The sequence below is a fragment of the Aliidiomarina taiwanensis genome (assembly GCF_003987015.1).
GTDB classification, from domain to species: Bacteria; Pseudomonadota; Gammaproteobacteria; order Enterobacterales; family Alteromonadaceae; genus Aliidiomarina; species Aliidiomarina taiwanensis.
On sequence record NZ_PIPQ01000009.1, the window covers coordinates 16,560 to 36,599 of the forward strand.

17 protein-coding genes are annotated in these 20,040 nt (G+C 51.0%); 12 read left to right on the forward strand and 5 right to left on the reverse strand.

Annotation, left to right across the window (positions count from 1 at the left end; all coding sequences use genetic code 11):
• The first annotated feature begins 60 nt into the window (after nt 1-60).
• A complete protein-coding gene (gene metJ, locus CWE15_RS10595; protein WP_126758064.1) occupies nt 61-408 on the forward strand; it encodes a met regulon transcriptional regulator MetJ in 348 nt (115 codons plus the stop codon).
• Here the strand turns inward: metJ and CWE15_RS10600 are convergent.
• Nucleotides 405-1,661 (reverse strand): malic enzyme-like NAD(P)-binding protein, encoded by a 1,257-nt coding sequence (locus CWE15_RS10600; RefSeq protein ID WP_126758065.1) that lies wholly within the window; start codon nt 1,659-1,661, stop codon nt 405-407. The two genes, metJ and CWE15_RS10600, sit on opposite strands and share 4 nt — an antisense overlap.
• 225 nt (nt 1,662-1,886) lie before the next feature.
• Between CWE15_RS10600 and CWE15_RS10605 the strand changes: the two genes are divergently transcribed.
• Nucleotides 1,887-2,867 carry a class I SAM-dependent methyltransferase gene (locus CWE15_RS10605; protein ID WP_126758066.1) on the forward strand — a complete coding sequence of 327 codons (981 nt, stop codon included), beginning with the start codon at nt 1,887-1,889 and terminating at the stop codon, nt 2,865-2,867.
• 114 nt (nt 2,868-2,981) lie between these two features.
• Here CWE15_RS10605 and rpmE read toward each other — a convergent pair whose 3' ends face one another.
• Complete coding sequence (gene rpmE, locus CWE15_RS10610; RefSeq protein WP_126758067.1) at nt 2,982-3,194, reverse strand: 50S ribosomal protein L31; 213 nt, start codon at nt 3,192-3,194, stop codon at nt 2,982-2,984.
• Between the two features lie 213 nt (nt 3,195-3,407).
• Between rpmE and priA the strand changes: the two genes are divergently transcribed.
• The 5 genes from priA to hslU all read left to right on the forward strand — a co-directional run bounded on the left by priA (nt 3,408) and on the right by hslU (nt 10,027).
• Nucleotides 3,408-5,603: a primosomal protein N' gene (gene priA, locus CWE15_RS10615; protein WP_126758068.1), complete on the forward strand. Its 2,196-nt coding sequence runs from the start codon at nt 3,408-3,410 to the stop codon at nt 5,601-5,603.
• Nucleotides 5,604-5,711: 108 nt separating this feature from the next.
• Nucleotides 5,712-7,460, forward strand: coding sequence for an arginine--tRNA ligase (argS, locus tag CWE15_RS10620; protein WP_126758069.1), 1,749 nt, complete (start codon nt 5,712-5,714; stop codon nt 7,458-7,460).
• 2 nt (nt 7,461-7,462) lie between these two features.
• Entirely contained in the window at nt 7,463-8,038 is a 576-nt protein-coding gene (locus tag CWE15_RS10625) for an SPOR domain-containing protein (protein WP_126758070.1), read from the forward strand.
• Between the two features lie 106 nt (nt 8,039-8,144).
• The gene (hslV, locus tag CWE15_RS10630; protein WP_126758071.1) at nt 8,145-8,684 is read left to right on the forward strand and encodes an ATP-dependent protease subunit HslV; all 540 of its coding nucleotides are present in this window, start codon (nt 8,145-8,147) and stop codon (nt 8,682-8,684) included.
• Between the two features lie 2 nt (nt 8,685-8,686).
• Nucleotides 8,687-10,027, forward strand: coding sequence for an ATP-dependent protease ATPase subunit HslU (gene hslU, locus CWE15_RS10635; RefSeq protein WP_126758072.1), 1,341 nt, complete (start codon nt 8,687-8,689; stop codon nt 10,025-10,027).
• A 29-nt stretch (nt 10,028-10,056) separates the two neighbouring features.
• On the opposite strand, the gene CWE15_RS10640 is transcribed toward hslU, so the two are convergent.
• The gene (locus CWE15_RS10640; RefSeq protein ID WP_126758073.1) at nt 10,057-12,120 is read right to left on the reverse strand and encodes a putative bifunctional diguanylate cyclase/phosphodiesterase; all 2,064 of its coding nucleotides are present in this window, start codon (nt 12,118-12,120) and stop codon (nt 10,057-10,059) included.
• A 201-nt stretch (nt 12,121-12,321) separates the two neighbouring features.
• On the opposite strand from CWE15_RS10640, the gene rraA reads away from it, so the two are divergent.
• Both rraA and CWE15_RS10650 read left to right on the forward strand, forming a co-directional pair.
• A complete protein-coding gene (gene rraA / locus CWE15_RS10645; protein ID WP_126758074.1) occupies nt 12,322-12,807 on the forward strand; it encodes a ribonuclease E activity regulator RraA in 486 nt (161 codons plus the stop codon).
• Nucleotides 12,808-12,809: 2 nt separating this feature from the next.
• Nucleotides 12,810-13,865: a formimidoylglutamase gene (locus CWE15_RS10650; protein ID WP_126758075.1), complete on the forward strand. Its 1,056-nt coding sequence runs from the start codon at nt 12,810-12,812 to the stop codon at nt 13,863-13,865.
• On the opposite strand, the gene hutI is transcribed toward CWE15_RS10650, so the two are convergent.
• The gene (hutI, locus tag CWE15_RS10655; RefSeq protein ID WP_126758076.1) at nt 13,862-15,070 is read right to left on the reverse strand and encodes an imidazolonepropionase; all 1,209 of its coding nucleotides are present in this window, start codon (nt 15,068-15,070) and stop codon (nt 13,862-13,864) included. The genes CWE15_RS10650 and hutI overlap by 4 nt on opposite strands.
• A 120-nt stretch (nt 15,071-15,190) precedes the next feature.
• Here hutI and hutC point away from each other — a divergent pair, with 120 nt between their 5' ends.
• Genes hutC through hutH form a run of 3 tightly spaced genes read left to right on the forward strand, consistent with a single transcriptional unit; the run spans nt 15,191 to nt 19,124 of the window.
• Nucleotides 15,191-15,916, forward strand: a complete 726-nt coding sequence (gene hutC, locus CWE15_RS10660) for a histidine utilization repressor (RefSeq protein ID WP_126758077.1) — start codon at nt 15,191-15,193, stop codon at nt 15,914-15,916.
• A 2-nt stretch (nt 15,917-15,918) separates the two neighbouring features.
• Nucleotides 15,919-17,601 carry a urocanate hydratase gene (hutU, locus tag CWE15_RS10665; protein WP_126758078.1) on the forward strand — a complete coding sequence of 561 codons (1,683 nt, stop codon included), beginning with the start codon at nt 15,919-15,921 and terminating at the stop codon, nt 17,599-17,601.
• Complete coding sequence (hutH, locus tag CWE15_RS10670; RefSeq protein WP_126758079.1) at nt 17,598-19,124, forward strand: histidine ammonia-lyase; 1,527 nt, start codon at nt 17,598-17,600, stop codon at nt 19,122-19,124. The genes hutU and hutH overlap by 4 nt, the downstream gene beginning before the upstream one ends.
• Here hutH and CWE15_RS10675 read toward each other — a convergent pair.
• Nucleotides 19,121-20,026, reverse strand: a complete 906-nt coding sequence (locus CWE15_RS10675; protein ID WP_126758080.1) for a bifunctional GNAT family N-acetyltransferase/hotdog fold thioesterase — start codon at nt 20,024-20,026, stop codon at nt 19,121-19,123. The two genes, hutH and CWE15_RS10675, sit on opposite strands and share 4 nt — an antisense overlap.
• Nucleotides 20,027-20,040: the final 14 nt, after the last annotated feature.

The window sequence follows — 20,040 nt, forward strand, 5'->3', positions numbered from 1 at the left end:
ATATAACGAATTGGCGTTAAATGCCGCTAGAATATAAAAAATTTACAGGGGGTTTGGTTCATGAAGTGGAATGGCGAATATATTTACCCGTATGCAGAGCATGGCAAGAAGGCAGAGCAGGTAAAAAAAATAACCGTGTCTATTCCTTTGCGTGTGCTAAAGGTACTTACCGATGAACGGACGCGCCGGCAGGTGAACAACTTACGCCATGCCACCAATAGCGAACTACTTTGTGAAGCTTTCTTGCATGCCTTTACAGGTCAACCTTTGCCGACCGACGACGACCTAAGAAAAGACAACCCGTACCGAGTACCGGAAAAAGTGCGAGAAATTCTTCAAGCCCAAGGTATTGAAATTGGGCCTGAAGAACTGTTCGAGGAATTTGCGGTAGAGCCTAAAGACGACTAGTCGGCCATGTAGTTGGCTGGCAAGTCGATACGCGCCACGCCAGACTCTACGGCAGCTTCAGCAACGGCCCGAGCAATGCGTTGGCATAAGCGAGGGTCCAGAGGCTTTGGAATAATGTAGTCTGGACCAAACTCAAGTTTGTCGACCCCAGCAGACACCAGCACACTTTCAGGCACAGGCTCTTTTGCTAATTGACGAATGGCTTCAACTGCTGCAATTTTCATTTCGTCGTTGATGGCACTCGCGCGAACGTCAAGCGCACCACGGAAAATAAACGGGAAGCAAAGCACGTTGTTCACTTGGTTCGGGTAGTCTGAGCGGCCCGTGGCCATAATCACGTCGCTGCGTGCGGCTTTTGCAACTTCAGGGCGAATTTCAGGGTCTGGGTTGGAGCAAGCCAGCACGACCGGGTTTTCAGCCATCAGCTGCAGGTCATCAGCAGTCAGTAAGTCTGGGCCAGACACACCAACAAAGACATCAGCACCGCTAATTACTTCTTGCAATGTGCGCTTGTCGGTGTTGTTAGCAAACAGCTGCTTGTACTCATTGAGGTCGCTTCGGCGGGTGTGAATAACCCCTTTCGAGTCCAGCATGTAAATGTTTTCACGCTGGGCGCCGCACTTAATAATAAGCTCCATACAGGCAATGGCCGCTGCGCCTGCGCCCATACAAACAATTTTCACATCGGCAATGTCTTTATTGCGAATATCTAGCGCGTTGAGCATGCCGGCCGCGGTCACAATGGCCGTACCGTGTTGGTCGTCGTGGAACACTGGGATGTCGCAGCGTTCAATAAGCGCTTGTTCAATTTCAAAGCACTCAGGGGCTTTAATGTCTTCTAGGTTAATGCCACCAAAGGTTTCAGCAATATTGGCCACCGTGTTTATGAAGTCTTGGGTAGTACGGTGCGTTACTTCGATGTCAATGGCGTCAATGCCTGCAAACCGTTTAAACAGCAGGGCTTTACCTTCCATTACAGGCTTTGAAGCTAAGGGGCCTAAGTTACCTAAACCTAAAATGGCGGTTCCGTTACTAATCACACCCACTAAGTTGCCTTTTGCTGTGTAGCGGTAGGCGTCGTCTGGGTTTTCAGCAATGGCGCGGACAGGCTCTGCTACGCCTGGGCTATAAGCTAGAGCAAGGTCTTTCGCATTTTCAGCAGCCGTTGTGAGTTCAACACTGATTTTGCCAGGACTGGGAAATTCGTGGTAATCGAGAGCCTGTTGCTTAAATGAGGCTTTAGGGTCTGTCATAAGAGGTGGACGTCCTTCAACATTAAGAATGTGTATTGTATATGGTTATAGTGTAGGTAGTTTTTAGGAAAAAACATATCATACCAATGAAGCCGTCCAGCATCTGTTAAATTGCTGTGAGCAAAGTAAACAGAAACACTTGCGAGAAGCGCCCCAGCTCGGTATTGTAACATCTTTGTTAACGGCTCTAGGCCGGTGAATGTGCAAATTAGGTGGTAGTAAATAATGAAACATTGGAGCCAATTTTGGCGCTCAACCAACTCGCTAAGCAGCTTTTCTGAGGGTATTGCGGTTGAGGGCTATAGCGCTGAAATTAAAGAGTTTTGGGAAACGTCTGTAGCAGAGCTAGGTAAGAATGCAGTGCTTGTCGACATAGGTACAGGTAACGGCGCTTTAGCGGTGTTAATGAACGACTACAGCAAAGCGCAGAAGCTAAGCTGGCAAATTCATGGTGTCGATGCGGCTGAAATTAAGCCGAAGGCGCTGGAAGAAAGTAACGACATTTTTAAAGGGCGCTTCGACGGTATTGAGTTTCATCCAGAAACCGATATGGCCAAGATGCCATTTGAAGACGCGTCTGTGGACTGTGTGGTAAGCCAGTTTGCATTTGAATACGGCGACGAAAGCGCCGTGCTTGCAGAAATTATGCGTGTACTAAAGCCGGGTGGGCGCTTTGTCATGATGGGCCACCATAAGAAGTCGGCTGTGCATAAATCGACAGATGTGGGGGTAAAAGTACTCCACCATATTATGCATGAAACGCCATTATTTGCGCAGGCTGAGCTTTATTTAGCTATCGCAACGCAAGCACTGACCAATATGGACGCTCGTGCATACCAAGGGACAAACGAAGGCCAGGCAATAGGGCGAACGGTTGAGTGGTTGTTGCAGTACGTACAAGACAAGTACAAAAAAGAAGAAGAAAAGCTTTGGGTTACGGACGTATGTCGACGCGTTATAAACCTGCTAGCTGAGGCAACCACGGTTGAAAAAGCCAAAGAAAATATGCGCCAATTAAATATTCAGTATCAATTGTTAACAGGCCATATTGATCGTTTAAAGGATATGAGCGCGGCTTCACGCACTGAAACTCAAATAAAAAAGCTAGTCACTTCAGCGAAAAAGCTAGGCGCAGAAGGGGACTATGCAGAAATGAAGCAGCACGACGATGTGTTTGCTTGGACGGCACAGTTTGTGAAGCAATAAAATAGCGAACAAACAGTGACGCAAAGAAAAACGCCGCAACCTTGAAAGATTGCGGCGTTTTTTGTTTCTTGGCTTGGCGCAACAGCACCAGCACTTAAACTAAGAAAGGCAGGCTTACTTAGACTTAAGAGAGCCGAAACGCTTCTTGAACTTGTCAACACGTCCACCAGTGTCTAGGTTCTTCTGCTTACCAGTGTAGAACGGGTGACACTCTGAACATACGTCGATGTGGAAGTCTTCACAACGCGTTGAACGAGTTTCGAATGAGTGGCCACACGAGCAAGTAACTGTGATAGCTTCGTATTTAGGGTGTAAACCTTCTTTCATTGGGAATACCTCGATTATTTTCGGGCCGCATCGCCATCCGCGCTTTCCGCGAATACCATACGTGTTGAAGTAGCATCGCTACCTTGTCATAAAACGAGCGCGAATATTATACCAGCTAAGCGCCAGGATCAAGTTGCATCTTGTTCGTTTGTGCGTTTATTTAACGGCATGAAGGCGGTAGCATAGAGGTATTCAGCTCAGGAGCACATATACGTGAAACCTCGTTATATACGCGTTGCGCTACCAGTTCCAATGCGCCAACTATTTGATTACTCGATAAAAGAAGAGCAGCCCATGCCTGTGGTTGGGGCGCGCGTAAAAGTGCCTTTTGGGAATCGGCAGTTGGTGGGGTTTGTGGTGGCCTGCGATGTGACCCCAGAGGTAGCGGCGGCGAAGCTAAAAAGCGTTCGCGAGGTGCTGGACACAAACCCGTTATGGCCGGCGAGTTTATGGGAGCTCTTGCTATGGGCGGGGCGTTACTATCATCACCCTTTGGGTGAGGTTTTAAGTCATGCAGCCCCTGCTTTATTGCGTAAAGGCCAGCCACCCCGCTACGAAACCACCACCCGCTACCAGCTAACAGCCTTAGGTCGCGAGCAAGTATTGAGCGAACTGAAGCGCGCACCGCAGCAACAGCGTTTTATGGCTGCGTTGCAGCGTGGGCCAATGCACCAGGCAGGCGTAAAAGAAGCAGATATACCCGCAGCAACAGTAAAGACCTTAATAGAAAAAGGCTGGGTAGAAACAGAACAGCTGCGGTTGCATGAAGCCAGCTGGCAGTGCGACCAAGCCAACGACGCGCTGCGCCTCAATGAAGAACAAGCTACTGCAGTGGCGGCCATGCGTGGCCCTTTAGAGCGCGGCGAGCCCAAGGTGTGGTTGCTCGACGGGGTGACCGGCAGTGGTAAAACCGAAGTATACTTACAGGCCATGGAAACGGTCCTGTTTCGCGGCCAGCAAGTGATGGTGCTGGTACCAGAAATTGGGTTAACACCGCAAACCGTTGCCCGGTTTCAACGCCGCTTCGATGTGCCCATTGTGTCGCTGCACTCAGGGTTAACAGACAGTGAACGGCTGCAGTCGTGGCTGCAAGCGCGCGACGGCGGAGCCGCTATTATTATAGGGACCCGGTCGGCCATTTTTACCCCATGCAAACAGCTGGGTTTAATGATTTTAGACGAAGAGCATGACAGCTCCTTTAAGCAGCAAGACGGCTTTCGCTATAACGCGCGCGACTTAGCGGTGAAGCGAGCACACCAGGAAGGCTTTGGTGTTATTTTGGGCTCCGCCACGCCCTCTCTTGAGTCTTTGGCGAATGCACGTGCAGGGCGTTACCAACGGCTGGAGCTGAACCAACGGGCAGGCGAAGCGCAGCTAGCAAAACATGCGGTAATTGACTTAAAGCAGCAACGCATACATCAAGGCTTGTCCGATCAATTGCTTGCCACTATGGCCAAGCATTTAGAAGCGGGTAACCAAGTACTGCTGTTCCTGAACCGGCGAGGTTATGCCAGTGCTTTGCTATGTCATGAGTGTGGTTGGGTGTCAGAGTGTCACCGCTGCCAAGCAAACATGACGCTACACCAGCAGGCGCATCTGTTACAATGTCACCATTGTGGGGGGCAGCGGCGTATTCCGCATCAATGTGGTGCTTGTGGTAGCACGCAAATTATTTCCCAGGGGCTGGGTACTGAGCAATTAGAAGAAGCTTTAGCCAAACATTTCCCTGAGTATAAGTCGCTGCGCATAGACCGCGACAGTACACGTAAAAAAGGCCAGCTCGAGAAAGCGTTACAAGCGGCAGCAAATGGCGAGTATTCCTTGCTGATTGGCACGCAAATGCTGGCCAAAGGACACCACTTCCCCCATGTGACTCTGGTGTCGTTATTGGATGTAGACGGGGCCTTGTACAGTTCAGACTTTCGCGCCCCCGAACGGCTTGCCCAGCTCTATTTGCAGGTGGCAGGCCGAGCCGGTCGGGAACATAAAGCGGGTACTGTGGTGTTGCAAACCCACCACCCAGAACACCCGCTTATTCAAGAGTTAGTGAATAATGGTTACCGCGACTTTGCCGTGGCTGCTTTAGAAGAACGCCAGCAAGCGTTACTGCCGCCTTTTGCGGCCATGGCACTATTGCGAGCCGAGGCTGTGTCACAGCAGGCCGCCGAAGCAGTATTGCAAGCCATGGCAAACTACTTAAACCATCACCCGGATGTGACGGTCATAGGGCCTATGCCGGCGCCCTTAGCAAAGCGGGCCGGCCGTTATAGGCTTCAGCTGCTATTACATGCGGAACAGCGAGCGCCGCTGCATGCATGGCTGCAACAATTACTGCCAACCTTAGAAAAACTGCCGGAAACGCGGCACGCACGTTGGTCACTTGACATTGACCCACAAGATTTTGCTTAATCGACGGTGTTTTTTAAGAGCGGTAACGATTAAACTAGACACTGCTTTTTTTACCAGCATTTTTGAATTTTTATTTACGCATTAATTAAACGAGGAATGGCCCGCGCCATGAGAGAACAAATAGAAGCCTTACTTTCGACTGCAATTGACACTTTAATTGCAAATGGTACCTTGCCGGCGGAGGTTGCACCGCGTATTGCGCTCGACCGACCACGGGACAAAAGCCATGGCGACTTTGCAACCAACCTCGCATTAATGCTGGCAAAACCTGCTAAGCAGCCACCGCGGGCGCTGGCAGAAGCTATTATTGCAGCGTTGCCGGAAAACAACCTGATCAGCAAAACCGACATTGCCGGCCCGGGCTTTATTAATTTTACCTTAAACCAAGACCACTTAATTGATCAGTTAGAAGCGGCGTGGAACGACAAGCATTTAGGCGTGCCACAAGCGGAACAAGCCGACACTGTGGTCATTGACTACTCGTCGCCAAACCTTGCCAAAGAAATGCATGTGGGTCATTTGCGCTCTACTATTATTGGTGACGCAGTGGCCCGTACCTTGAGCTTACAAGGCCATAAGGTCATTCCGCAAAACCATGTGGGCGACTGGGGAACGCAATTTGGCATGCTATTGGCGCACATGGAAGACGAGCTAAAAGAGCAAGCGACAGAAACGTTAGAGTTGGCCGACTTAGAAACCTTCTACAAGGCGGCGAAGGCGCGTTTTGACAATGAAGAAGGTTTTGCTGACCGAGCCCGTCAATTGGTGGTGAAACTACAAGGCGGTGACGACTATTGCTTAAAGCTATGGAAAATATTCATTGAAACCTCAATGGACCACTGCCAGGAAGTATATGACCGTTTAGGTGTGCAGCTAACCCGTGCAGATGTGATGGCAGAAAGTGCCTACAACCCTGATCTGCCAGGGGTTATTAACGACTTAAAAGAAAAGGGCTTGCTGGTTGAAGACGCAGGCGCCCAGTGTGTGTTTCTGGACGAGTTCAAAGGCAAGGAAGGTGAGCCTTTGCCTGTCATCGTGCAAAAGAAAGACGGTGGCTACTTGTATGCAACCACAGACCTTGCAGCTGTTCGTTACCGGAACGACGTTTTGAACGCGACCCGTATGATTTATGTCACCGATGCGCGCCAAGCATTGCACTTTTCTCAAATTTTCGCCGTGAGCCGTAAGGCAAACTATGTGAGTGACGAAATACGCTTAGAGCACTTAGGTTTTGGTATGGTGCTTGGTAAAGACGGACGCCCCTATAAAAGCCGCGATGGTGGCGTAACGAAGCTGGCAGACCTATTGGACGAAGCAGAGCGCCGAGCCCTTGACCTCATTGTCAGTAAAGGCTCGGAATTAAGCCCTGACGAGCAGAAAGAAGTGGCGCGTGTTGTGGGTATTGCGTCGGTGAAGTATGCAGACCTCTCGAAAAACCGGACCAGCGACTACATGTTTGATTGGGACACCATGCTGAGCTTTGACGGCAACACAGCGCCGTACTTGTTGTATGCAAATACCCGCGTGAAAAGTGTCTTCCAGCGTGCTGGCGTAACGCCCGAGTCGGTTACCGGGGCTATTCTATTAGCAACGGAGCAAGACCAAGCCCTGGCGAAAAAGCTAGCGCTTTTCCCAGAGGTGGTGGCGAGCGTGGGTAATAAAGGAATGCCACACTACTTATGTGGCTACTTGTTCGAGCTAGCTGGCACTTTCTCTTCTTTTTACGAAGCTTGCCCCATTTTAAGTGCAGACGACGAAAACCTGAAAGCAAGCCGATTAAAATTAGCGGCCCTTACCCAGCGCACACTTGAAAAAGGCTTGTCATTGCTTGGCATTGAAACCTTAGAGCGAATGTAAACGTGGCTGTAGATTACGCAAAAAAGAAGCCGCCAAAGCGCAAGGCGGCTCCCAAAAGTCGCAAGCGGGCGGCGGCAAGGCCGAAGAAAGGGGCGGTACGCAACCAGCCCAACCGCTCGGTGTCTTTGCCACGGGTTATTTTAACCTTGTTGGTGGTTGTCGGGTTTGCCGGCGGCTTGACCATGCTGAAGAAAAAAAGCAACGCAGGAGAAACGCCCTTAGCCATTCAACAGCAGCAAGCACAAGACGCTTTGCCTGAGCTGCCAAAGGAAGAGTGGAGCTATATTGAAGAGCTCGAAAACAAAAAGGTGGAAGTGGTAGTCCCCGAGCGTGCTGAGTCACATCCGCGGCTTATTCAATGCGCCTCCTTTCGGAACCAAGAAGACGCCGACTCCATGCGCGCCCGCATAGCCTTTATGGGCTTAGAAGCCGACGTGCGAGCGACACAAGGGCAGACCGGTATGTGGTACCGGGTTATTTTAGGACCCATCGAAAACCAACGGGCAGCACAACGCATTGTGCATCAGCTTTCTCGTGGCGGCATTCACAGGTGCCAAATTTGGAACTGGACCGAATGAGAAATTAAGGGGGAAGCATTGAAATATGCATCCCCCGCCCTTATCTCTACTCCTATGATTCACTGAAAGCTTTAGCTGCGTAAGGCTAAGGTAGGAGTACTTCCCTATGACTACGATAGTTTCTGTTCGCCGCGGCGATCAAGTTGCCATTGGCGGCGACGGACAAGTTTCCCTCGGCAATACAGTTATGAAAGGCAATGCCCGCAAGGTACGCCGCCTGTATAAAGACAAAGTGCTCGCCGGTTTTGCCGGTGGTACAGCCGACGCCTTCACCCTTTTCGAACGTTTCGAAGCCAAGCTGGAGCAGCACCAGGGGCACCTTACCAAAGCGGCTGTAGAGCTTGCCAAAGACTGGCGTACCGACCGTATGCTGCGCAGACTTGAAGCATTACTGGCGGTTGCCGATGAAACCACTTCCTTAATTATTACCGGTAACGGTGACGTGGTGCAGCCGGAAGACGACTTAATTGCCATTGGTTCAGGTGGCGCTTTTGCTCAGTCGGCCGCCCGCGCGTTACTAGAAAACACCGACTTGAGTGCCGAGAGCATTGTCGAGAAAAGCTTAACCATTGCTGGCGACATTTGTGTGTATACCAATGGTTACCAAACCATTGAAACATTAGACGCCAAGCCAGCCCAGGAGTAACTATGTCGAATATGACACCCCGTGAAATTGTAGATGAATTAAACCGCCATATTATTGGTCAAGACGACGCCAAGCGTGCTGTTGCTGTGGCGCTTCGGAACCGCTGGCGCCGAATGCAGCTAAGCGACGAGTTACGTCCTGAAGTGACCCCAAAGAATATTCTGATGATAGGCCCCACTGGGGTAGGTAAAACGGAAATTGCCCGCCGCTTAGCGAAGTTGGCAAAAGCACCTTTTATTAAGGTGGAAGCAACGAAATTCACGGAAGTGGGCTATGTGGGCAAAGAAGTCGAGTCGATTATTCGCGACTTAACTGACACGGCGGTCAAATTAACCCGACAAACAGAAATTGCCCGTGTCCGCCATTTAGCCGAAGACGCAGCCGAAGACCGTATTCTGGACACCTTGCTGCCACCGGCCAAGAAAACCTGGGGCAGTGAAGCTGAAAGCGAAGGTGAAGAACAAAGCGCCACGCGCCAAACCTTCCGTAAAAAGCTGCGGGAAGGCAAGCTGGACGACAAAGAAATTGAAATTGATATTGCCATGCCGAGTTTAGGGGTGGAAATAATGGCTCCGCCGGGCATGGAAGAAATGACGTCGCAATTGCAAAGCATGTTCCAAAACGTGTCGGGCGACAAAACCAAAAAACGTAAGCTAAAAATTAAAGACGCTTATAAGCAACTGGTAGAGGAAGAAGCTGGCAAGCTTTTGAACCCAGATGAGATTAAAGAAAAAGCAGTCGAGTCGGTCGAGCAAAACGGCATTGTGTTTCTCGACGAAGTGGACAAAATTTGTCGCCGTGCCGACACAACGGGTGGCGGCGATGTGTCGCGGGAAGGGGTGCAGCGCGACTTGCTACCGCTTGTTGAAGGCACCACGGTCAGTACCAAGCATGGCATGGTACGCACCGACCATATTCTCTTTATTGCTTCGGGTGCTTTCCAAATGTCGAAGCCGTCGGACTTAATACCCGAGCTGCAAGGGCGTTTGCCTATTCGTGTGTCGCTGAAGGCACTTACTTCCGACGATTTTGTGCGTATTTTAACCGAGCCAAACGCTTCGTTAACCACGCAATATAAAGCGCTAATGGCAACTGAAGGCGTCAATGTGGAGTTTACCGACGACGGTATTCGCCGTATCGCTGAAATTGCGTGGCAAGTGAACGAGTCGACGGAAAACATTGGTGCACGTCGTTTACATACGGTGCTTGAAAAGCTTATGGAAGAAGTGTCCTTTGAAGCTTCTGACCGCGACGGCAGCACCTTGACGGTGGATGAAGCCTATGTGAACGAGCATTTGAATGAGCTTGCAGAAGACGAAGACCTAAGCCGCTTTATTTTGTAATAACCAGCGGTTTGCATGTCGCAGCAGGCCTAGCGGCCTGTTGCAACATGCATTTGGGCGTTCATTTCAGCCTGCTCTAACCAATGTTGCTGCAAAATACTCCGCGCCATAGCTACATTGACTGGGGGTGACATTAAGTACCCCTGGGTAGCGTCACAATTCATTTCCTGCAAAGCAGCTAGCTGCTCTTTGGTTTCTACCCCTTCGGCAATGACCTGTTTTTTCAATCCGTGACTTAGCTGAATTAAGGTGCGCACTATGGTGAGGTTGGTTTCGTTGCCAAGCATTTCATTAATAAAGCTGCGGTCTATTTTAATGCGTGAAATAGGCAAACGGCGCAAATAAGACAGGGACGAGTACCCAGTACCAAAGTCGTCGATGGACACATGAAAGCCCATACTTTCCAGTGCACTCAACACATTCAGCCCGGTGTTAATGTCGGACACGGCTACGTTCTCTGTAATTTCTAATTCTATGTCTGCTGCGTTTAAGTTGTACTTTTGCAATAGGTTCCGCATGTTAATGCACAAAGCGCGGTTGGTGAATTGACGCGCACATAAATTGACTGCAATAGGGACTATCTTTTCTCCGGCGGTTTTCCATTCGGCAAGAATCAGGGCCACATGGTTGAGCACCCAGGTGTCTACCTCGGTGGCCATGCCGAGCTGTTCGGCGTAGGGTAAAAATTCGTCGGGGCTGAGTATGCCACGCACGGGGTGCTGCCAACGAATTAAGGCTTCAAAAGCACAAAGAGACAGTTCTTTTCCGCTATAAATAGGCTGTAACTGAATAAAGAATTCGTTTTCTTGAATGGCTTTGCGAAGCTCTGGTTCGATATCCGCCAGGCGAATATAGTGTTCGTCCATGCCTCGCTGGTACACCATAATGCTGGAGTTGTTGGGAAGCTTGGCGTTGGCGAGGGCTATATTGGCCTTACTTAATAAGCCTTCAGCACGATTACTATGCTGAGGGTAGCGAGCTAAGCCAAAACTACAGGACAGATGCACTTCGTGACCGTCCACTATCATGGGCTTTTGCAAGTCTGCTTGAATACTGTGGGCAAGGTCTTGAATGTAACTTAAGCGCTTTAAGTGGTCGAAGGCGAGTACAAACACATCGCCACTGACGCGGCCCATTAGAATAGGTTGTGTGTGCAACTTCCGTAACCGCTCGCCAAGCTCAATGAGCACCCGGTCGCCGCCGCGCATGCCTAGCGTGTCGTTCACGGCTTTAAAGCGGTCGATCCCCACCATCATGAGCACTAAATGGCGGCCATTTGCACGGCAAGAGTCGAGTAACACAGGCACCTTGCTCATGAGTTCACCACGGTTAGGAAGCTTGGTGAGAGCGTCGTGGCGGTTTAAAAACTCTGCCTGTTGCATGGCGTTCAGGGCTTGGTGCCGTTCCGACTCTAACAGCCAAATTGTCACTCCAAGCGCAGTAACTGCCAACAACACAATGTTCATGAACCCTTGGTAGGCCCAAATAGTTTCTTGCGCTTGGCTTTCTGAGAATCGACTAAACAGCACGACCAAGAATAAATTTTTTGACCCATGCAAGAAAATGGCGGCGGCAATAAGACGCGGTCCCAGCATGGCGTATGTAAAACGCCAAATAAACACACTAATGGTTGTTAGCACAATGCCACTGAGCAGCAACATGGTGCTTTCTTGTACGAATAAGGGAACGGTTTCAGGGCCGGCAGTATTCGGTGTGAAGGCTAATCCTTTGACACTGATGAGTACGGCGGCGGCATAAGTAACCCAACGCCAAGGCCTTGGAGGCGGGTTTTGTCGAGCGACATCGAACACCCCAAAGCACAATAAGACAAGAGCAACATACAAGCAGGCCAAGTGAGCTTGGCTTAACAGTAAGCCACTACTGGCTAGCGTAGGAAACAAGGAAATACTGGCTATTTGACCTAATTGGAAGGCAGAGCCGAGGCCATAGTAAAAGGCTGCGTAGGACCAAAAACGTAAATAGGGGCGTCGGTATAACCGAAAATAGTGCAGCAATAGAAGTGCGAAACCAAGCATTAATATGGCTTGGCCAACATAGCTAGCACTGGCAATGGCTATATTAGTTGGGTGCATACAAAGGCAATGCCCTTTTTTGAGTTGTTTTTGTTGTTACGTATTCTATCTAATAGGTTTCTGCTGAAGAAAGCAACACTCATTGATACAAGCAACTTATTTAGTTGTACCGCCTAAAAATAAATCTGGCAATCATTTTTAACCTTACAGGTTCAGGGGTATACTGTTTATAAATACCCCATGAAACCTTGGAGCTTCACCATGGAATGCAATACTTCAGAATTATGTGATCTATACCTCGACTCGGTTGATGTTGTTGAGCCAATGTTTGTGAACTATGGGGGCCGTAGCTCGTTCTGCGGGCAAGTCGTGACAGTGAAATGTCATGAGGACAAAGGCGTGATTGAACAAGAGCTCACCGCAGACGGCACGGGCAAAGTGCTGGTTATCGACGGGGGTGGTTCGCTACGACGAGCGCTCATTGACATTAATATTGCAGAACTAGCCTTTGAAAATAACTGGGAAGGAATTATTTGCTATGGCTGTGTGCGCGATGTAGACGCCCTTGAGGAGCTAGACATTGGCATACAAGGCATTGCTTCCATTCCCGTCGGTGCAGACACAGAGGGCGTAGGCGAAGCAGATATCGCTATTAACTTTGGTGGCGTCACCTTTATTCCAGAAGACTTTGTGTATGCCGACAATACAGGTGTTATTTTGTCGCCAGAACCTTTGGATTTTGAGTAACCATGTCGAATACCCCAGAATTTATTCTTTTTGCCGAACCTCAGCGCTTTGTACGCACCCGTGAAGGAGAAGTAAAAATAGGGCAGGCCATTGCCTGCCTTGCGCCCACAGAAAACTATGTAGCAAGCCTGGAAGAGCATTTTAATGGCGGCTGTAAAGTGGCCATTGTAGGTGTGCCGGAAAGTATTGGGCCTCGCGCTAATTTAGGGCGGGGTGGTGCAGAAGGCGGCTGGGACGCTTTTCAAAGCCAATTTTACAACCTGCAAGACACCTTTGAACTACCTGTACAAGACGTACTTATGGTGGGCGCTGTGGACTGTCGCGACTTAATGACAGAAGCCGCCACATTAGACGTGAATGAGCCACACCAATTGGCCCGTTTACGTGAACTGTGTGCCATTCTCGACCGTCGGGTGGAGTTTGTGCTGAAGCCTTTGTTTAGCGCAGGGTACGACGTCATTTTGGTGGGCGGCGGGCATAACAATGCGTACCCGTTAATTACCGCGCTGCACCAGGTGACAGGTCGCTCGTGTGGTGCTGTGAACCTGGACCCACATGCGGACTTCCGACCCCGTGAAGGCCGTCACAGCGGCAATGGCTTTAGTTATGCTTATACGGAAGGCGCGCTGGAACACTACCATGTGATGTCCTTGCATGAGGGGAAAAACTCCGCAGCTAGCTTGCGCGACTTAAACGACGCAAACTTTGCTTACCACAGTATTCATCAACTCTATGCCACCGACTTTTCCAGCAAAATGGCAGAAGTGGCAAGCCAAGCAAAAGACTGGGCGGCACCTTTAGGGGTGGAGGTGGACATAGACGCCATTCAGTTTGCCCCAGCCAGCGCCTACAACACCACGGGTGTTTCGCCAGAGCAAGCATTTCGCTTTGTTATAGAACTGGCCCGTTTACCTGAAGCTCGCTATTTACACCTGGCAGAAGCAGCACCTAGCTGCCACCCTGCCGGAGAAGCCGCCGGCGTGCAACATGCCGGGCAGCTACTCAGCGAACTGGTTATCGCTTGGTTACGCGGACGTGAGCAGCGGCCTAACCCTTAGGCCCCTGCAAACCACCGCTGCACAAGGCGGTTAATGCCCAGTTCATAGCAAAGATCTTCCGGCGCATGTATTTGCCACAAGGCCAAGTCGGCTCGCATGCCTTCTTCCAGCACACCTGTGTCGGTTAAACCGAGCGCTTGTGCGGCGTGCTTGGTAACACCTAGCCAAGCTTCTTCTGGCGTAAAACGAAAGAGGGTGCAGGCCATGTGCATCATTAATGGCAAGTGCATAATGGGAGACGTGCCAGGGTTGGCGTCTGTGGCTATGGCCATATTCACACCGGCCGCGCGCAACTGTTCAATAGGTGGCAACTTGGTTTCCCGCAAAAAGTAGTACGCACCCGGCAGTAACACAGCGACAGTGCCCGAGCCGGCCATAGCGGCAATGCCTTGTTCTGACAAGTATTCTAAATGGTCCGCCGAAAGGCCGTTGTATTCAGCAACCAAGCGCGCACCGTCTTGATCGCTTAGCTGTTCAGCATGCAGCTTGACCGGTAAACCCAGCGCCGTGGCTGCTGCAAACACCCGCTCGGTTTGTTGGCGGGAAAAACCAATGTTCTCACAAAAGACATCCACCGCGTCGGCTAAACCTTCGGCTGCAGCCGCAGGGAGTATGGTGTCGCAAATATGGTCAATATAGCCGTCGGCGTTGTCTTTGTACTCTGGCGGCAAAGCGTGGGCTGCCAGTAAAGTAGTTACAACACGCACGGGTAAAGCTTCCCCTAAGCGGCGGGCTACACGTAATTGCTTTAATTCATCGTCTAGGCTAAGACCATAACCAGATTTTATTTCAATACAGCTCACACCTTGGCTAATCAAGGCTTCTGCGCGCTCTTTGGCACTTTCAAATAAGGCCTGTTCGCTGGCTTCTCGGGTGGCCCGAACGGTTGCCAGAATACCGCCGCCGGCCGCTGCTATGGCTTGATAGTCCACACCATGTAAGCGCTGTTTGAACTCGTTGGCTCGGCTTCCCCCCCACACCAAGTGCGTGTGGCAGTCTATTAGTGCTGGGGTTAAAAAGCCGCCCTGGCCGTCTACACAAGCCGCTGGTGTAGCACGAAGGTGTTGCCATTGAGTAGGTAGCTCGCTTTCTTTTCCTAACCACAGAATACGCCCATTCTCGGCCACGAGTGCGCCCTCAGTAATGATGCCGAGGTCGTCGCTGCGCATGGTGGCTAAGGTGAGGTTATGAAATAAGGTGGGCATAAAAAACTCCAACAAAAGTAGGTGTGCAAATTAAATTACTCTGCTAATGTATATACAACAAAATGCACAGCGACGCAAAAGTAACATGCGTTTTACCCGATGTGAGTATGGCTAAATAACATGGCTAAATATGCGCAAATAAAAGAATACATTTATCAAAAAATAGAAAGTGGAGAATGGCCTGAAGACCACCCTGTAAGCTCGGAAAATGCATTGGCAACGCAGTTTGCGGTCAGCCGTATGACAGCTCGCCGTGCCTTACAAGAGCTGTGTGACGAAGGCTTAGTGACCCGCACGCGGGGCTCGGGTACCTTTGTGGCTCCGCTGAAGTCGCAGTCGGCACTGCTGACCATTCGCAATATCGCCGACGAAATACGCATGCGCCAACATCAACACTCAGCGCAGGTGCTTATGCTGGAACAAGTGCCAGCTGAACCCACCTTAGCAACCTTTTTGCATGTGCCAAACGGCAGCAATGTCTGGCGTTCTATTATTATTCACTACGAAAACGACACGCCTATGCAGGTGGAAGACCGCTATGTTAATCCGCGGTTGGTGCCAGCCTACGGAGAGCAAGACTTTACCCAAGCAACGCCGCATGAATACCTTTGCGACGTGACCCCGCTGACCGAGGCGAGCCACCAAATTGAGGCTATTACTCCCGATCAACAAATGATGACCTGGTTGCAACTAGAACAACCAGAGCCTTGTTTACAAGTACACCGGCGAACCTGGTGCCGTGATGGCGTAGTCAGCCAAGCCACACTGACACACCCAGGCTCGCGCTTCAGATTAGGTGGGCATATGACATTCCGCCCGTCACGAAAAATAAAAGGAGAAGGTTAACCATGACAAACCGAGTAGATAACACACGGGTAATACGTGCCGCTCAGGGTGCTGAAAAAACAGCGAAGAGTTGGCAAACAGAAGCCGCCAAGCGCATGTTAATGAATAACTTAGACCCAGTAGTAGCGGAGCACCCGGAAGGCTTAGTGGTGTACGGTGGTATTGGCCGTGCGGCGCGGAACTGGGAATGCTTCGACCGTATAGTTGAAGTGCTCGACCGATTAACCGACGAAGAAACACTGCTTGTGCAAAGCGGTAAACCAGTAGGTGTGTTCCCAACACATAAAAACGCGCCACGGGTGTTAATTGCGAACTCAAACCTAGTGCCTGAGTGGGCCAACTGGGAGCATTTCAACGAGCTCGACCGTAAAGGGTTAATGATGTACGGCCAAATGACAGCGGGTAGCTGGATATACATTGGCTCGCAAGGCATTGTGCAGGGCACCTATGAAACCTTTGGCGCTGTTGCACAAAAGCACTTCAATGCCGACGCTTCAGGTAAGTGGGTACTTACTGGTGGTTTGGGTGGTATGGGCGGTGCGCAGCCTCTGGCAGCGACCATGGCCGGCTTTTCAATGCTCGCGGTGGACGTAGACGAGTCGCGTATCGACTTCCGTATTCGCACCCGCTATGTCGACGAAAAAGCGGCGGACTTAGACAGCGCCTTGGCCCGTATTGAACAGGCCAATAAAGAAGGTAAACCAGTGTCCGTTGGTTTATTAGGAAATGCTGCCGACGTGTTTGCCGAGCTGGTGAAGCGCGGCATTACGCCAGACGTGGTGACCGACCAAACCTCGGCCCACGACCCCTTGAATGGTTACTTGCCGCAAGGTTGGACCCTCGAACAAGCAGCCGCAGAGCGCGCCAAAGACGAAGCCAAGGTCGTGAAAGCCGCTAAACAAAGTATGGCAGTCCAAGTACAAGCCATGTTAACCATGCAAGAGCGTGGCGCAGCAACCCTCGACTATGGCAACAACATTCGTCAAATGGCCCACGACGAAGGTGTTGAAAATGCCTTTGACTTCCCGGGGTTTGTGCCAGCTTACATTCGTCCTTTGTTCTGTGAAGGTATTGGCCCGTTCCGTTGGGTTGCCTTGTCGGGAGACCCAGAAGACATTTACAAAACCGACGCCAAGGTAAAAGAACTGCTACCCGACAATAAGCACTTGCACAATTGGCTTGATATGGCCCGCGAGCGCATTGCATTCCAAGGCTTGCCGGCACGTATTTGCTGGGTTGGTTTAAAAGACAGAGCCCGCTTAGGCTTGGCCTTTAACGAAATGGTGCGCAATGGTGAACTAAAAGCGCCTGTTGTGATTGGTCGTGACCACTTAGATTCAGGCTCCGTTGCTAGCCCTAACCGCGAAACAGAAGGCATGATGGACGGTTCCGACGCCGTGTCCGACTGGCCATTACTGAACGCCCTATTGAACACCGCAGGCGGTGCCACTTGGGTGAGCTTACACCATGGCGGTGGTGTGGGTATGGGTTACTCCCAGCATTCGGGCGTGGTTATTGTGGCCGACGGCACCGACGAAGCCGAACAGCGTTTAAAGCGTGTGCTGTGGAACGACCCAGGCACAGGGGTGATGCGCCATGCAGACGCCGGGTACGATATTGCGAAACAATCAGCCGTTGAGTGCGGCCTAGACTTACCAATGATAAAGGAGACACAGCGCTCATGAGTTACGCATTTACTTTAGAGCCGGGCAAGTTAAGCCTAGCACAGCTTCGCCAAGTGCACGGCTCAGCCGTCGAGTTAACCTTAACAGAGGAAGCTTGGCCTAATATTGAGCGAGCGGCCAAAACTGTGGCCGACGTGCTAGCCGAAGGGCGTGTTGTGTATGGCATTAACACAGGGTTTGGCTTGCTGGCCAACACCCGCATTGCAGCGGACCAACTAAGCGACCTTCAGCGCCGCATTGTGCTTTCCCATGCGGCCGGTGTGGGCGACTATATGTCGGACCAAGTTGTGCGCCTGATGCTGGTTTTAAAAATCAACTCGCTGGCGCGTGGCTTCTCGGGTATTCGCCCAGAAGTTATGAAGTTTTTACTAACCTTGCTGAACAACCAGGCATACCCCTGTGTGCCGGCGAAGGGCTCGGTGGGAGCCTGTGGCGACTTGGCACCGTTAGCGCATTTGGTGTTGCCGCTGTTGGGTGAAGGCCATATTCGCTACCAAGGCCAGGTACGCCCTTCTTTAGAGGTGTTGCCAGAACTTGGTTTAGCCCCTATGACCTTGGCTCCAAAAGAAGGCTTGGCACTGCTTAATGGTACTCAGTCGTCTACTGCACTCGCCATCCACGGCTTGTTTGCCATTGAAGATGTATTCCGTGCGGCTCTGCTGGCAGGCGGTATGGCGGTGGAAGCGGCGTTAGGCTCTCGTACCCCATTTGATGCGCGCATACATGAAGTACGTGGCCAGTTAGGACAAATCGACGTGGCCGCTGAGTTACGGAATATTTTGGCAGACGAGAGTGAAATTGGCGCTTCCCATGAAAATTGCGAAAAAGTCCAAGACCCCTATTCACTGCGCTGTCAGCCTCAGGTGATGGGTGCTGCCTGGGACCAAATGCGTCATGCGGCAACAATTTTAGAGCGCGAAGCCAATGGCGTAACCGACAACCCACTGGTGTTTTCAGAGGACAATGACATTCTTTCGGGGGGCAACTTCCATGCTGAGCCTGTGGCCATGGTGGCGGATCAGTTGGCGGTGGCATGCAGTGAAATTGGCTCGCTTTCCGAGCGCCGTATTGCGCTGTTAGTGGACCGCACTCTCAGTAATTTGCCGGCCTTCCTGGTTGAAAACGGTGGAGTAAACTCGGGCTTTATGATGGCACAAGTAACCGCTGCGGCCTTGGCTTCTGAGAATAAAACCTTAGCGCACCCAGCGTCGGTGGACAGTATTCCCACGTCGGCAAACCAAGAAGACCACGTGTCCATGGCGACTTTTGCAGCCCGTCGGTTAGAAGATATCGCTGAAAACACGGCCAATATTGTGGCTGTTGAACTACTTGCAACAGCGCAGGGTATCGACTTCCGCCGTCCGTTAAAAAGTTCGCCCGTGGTGGAAGAAACCTTTGCGAAAGTGCGTGAAAAGGTGTCTTACTACGCGGAAGACCGTTACTTCTCACCCGATATAGTGGCTATTGCGCACATGGTGCGTGAGGGTGAGCTGTCGCACTTAACCCGTATTAAACTGTACTAACGGGGTGCTTTAACAACGTAACGCCCGGTGAACATGGCGGCGAAGTCGTCGCCATCGTACAGTGCCACCGACATGGTAAGCCGGGCATTTTCGCCTTCTCTTAACGCTCCAAAGTCCCCTTCAGCGTCTATTAAATTACACACGGCCCGCGGGCTTTCAGCAATGGGTAGTTTGTACTCAATAGACCCCTCTGCCAACACAATAGGGCCAGACAGCCCTAGTTCTTGAAGGTGCAGTTGCACCATGCCCCAGCCCGCTAAAGTGGCTAAGGTATAAATGCTGCCGGCAAACATGGTGTGGTGCACATTGATATTACGGGCAAGGGGCGCACGCAGCTCGAGGGTTCGGCCTGTGTATTGGTAAATTTCAATGCCCATGGCTTTGCTAATAGGAATGCCTTGGTGCCAGGTTTTCTGCAGCGCTTCGCACCAACTTGGGCGGTACACAATATAACTAGAGCTGCTAAGTTGCTTCACTAACTGGTGCTCGGCTTTTGGGTTTTTGTCCGTGTTGGCTTCTTCTTTTAATTCGTAACCACAGCGCTGGTAAAAGCCCAGGGTATTGTCGCGGCAGTTAATAATGACCCGCTTCGCACCCATTTCAAGGGCCGTCGACTCGAGGGCGTAAATGAGTGTGACCCCATGGCCATAGCCTTGGTAGTCTGGGTCAATGGCCATAAATCGAATTTGTGCTTCTTCCGGGCTATTAAAGTGAATACGGCCCACACCAATTGCGTCGCCCGCTTCATTGACCAACATGCGGTGTTCGCCCACTTGATCATACTCGTCGTATTCAGAACCACGTGGGCGGCGAAAAGGCTTACGAAGCACCCGCCAGCGCAATTCATAGTAGCGTTCAAAACTTTGATCTGTATGAGGTATTACTATTGAAACCTTTGGCATTGGTGTTCCTATGA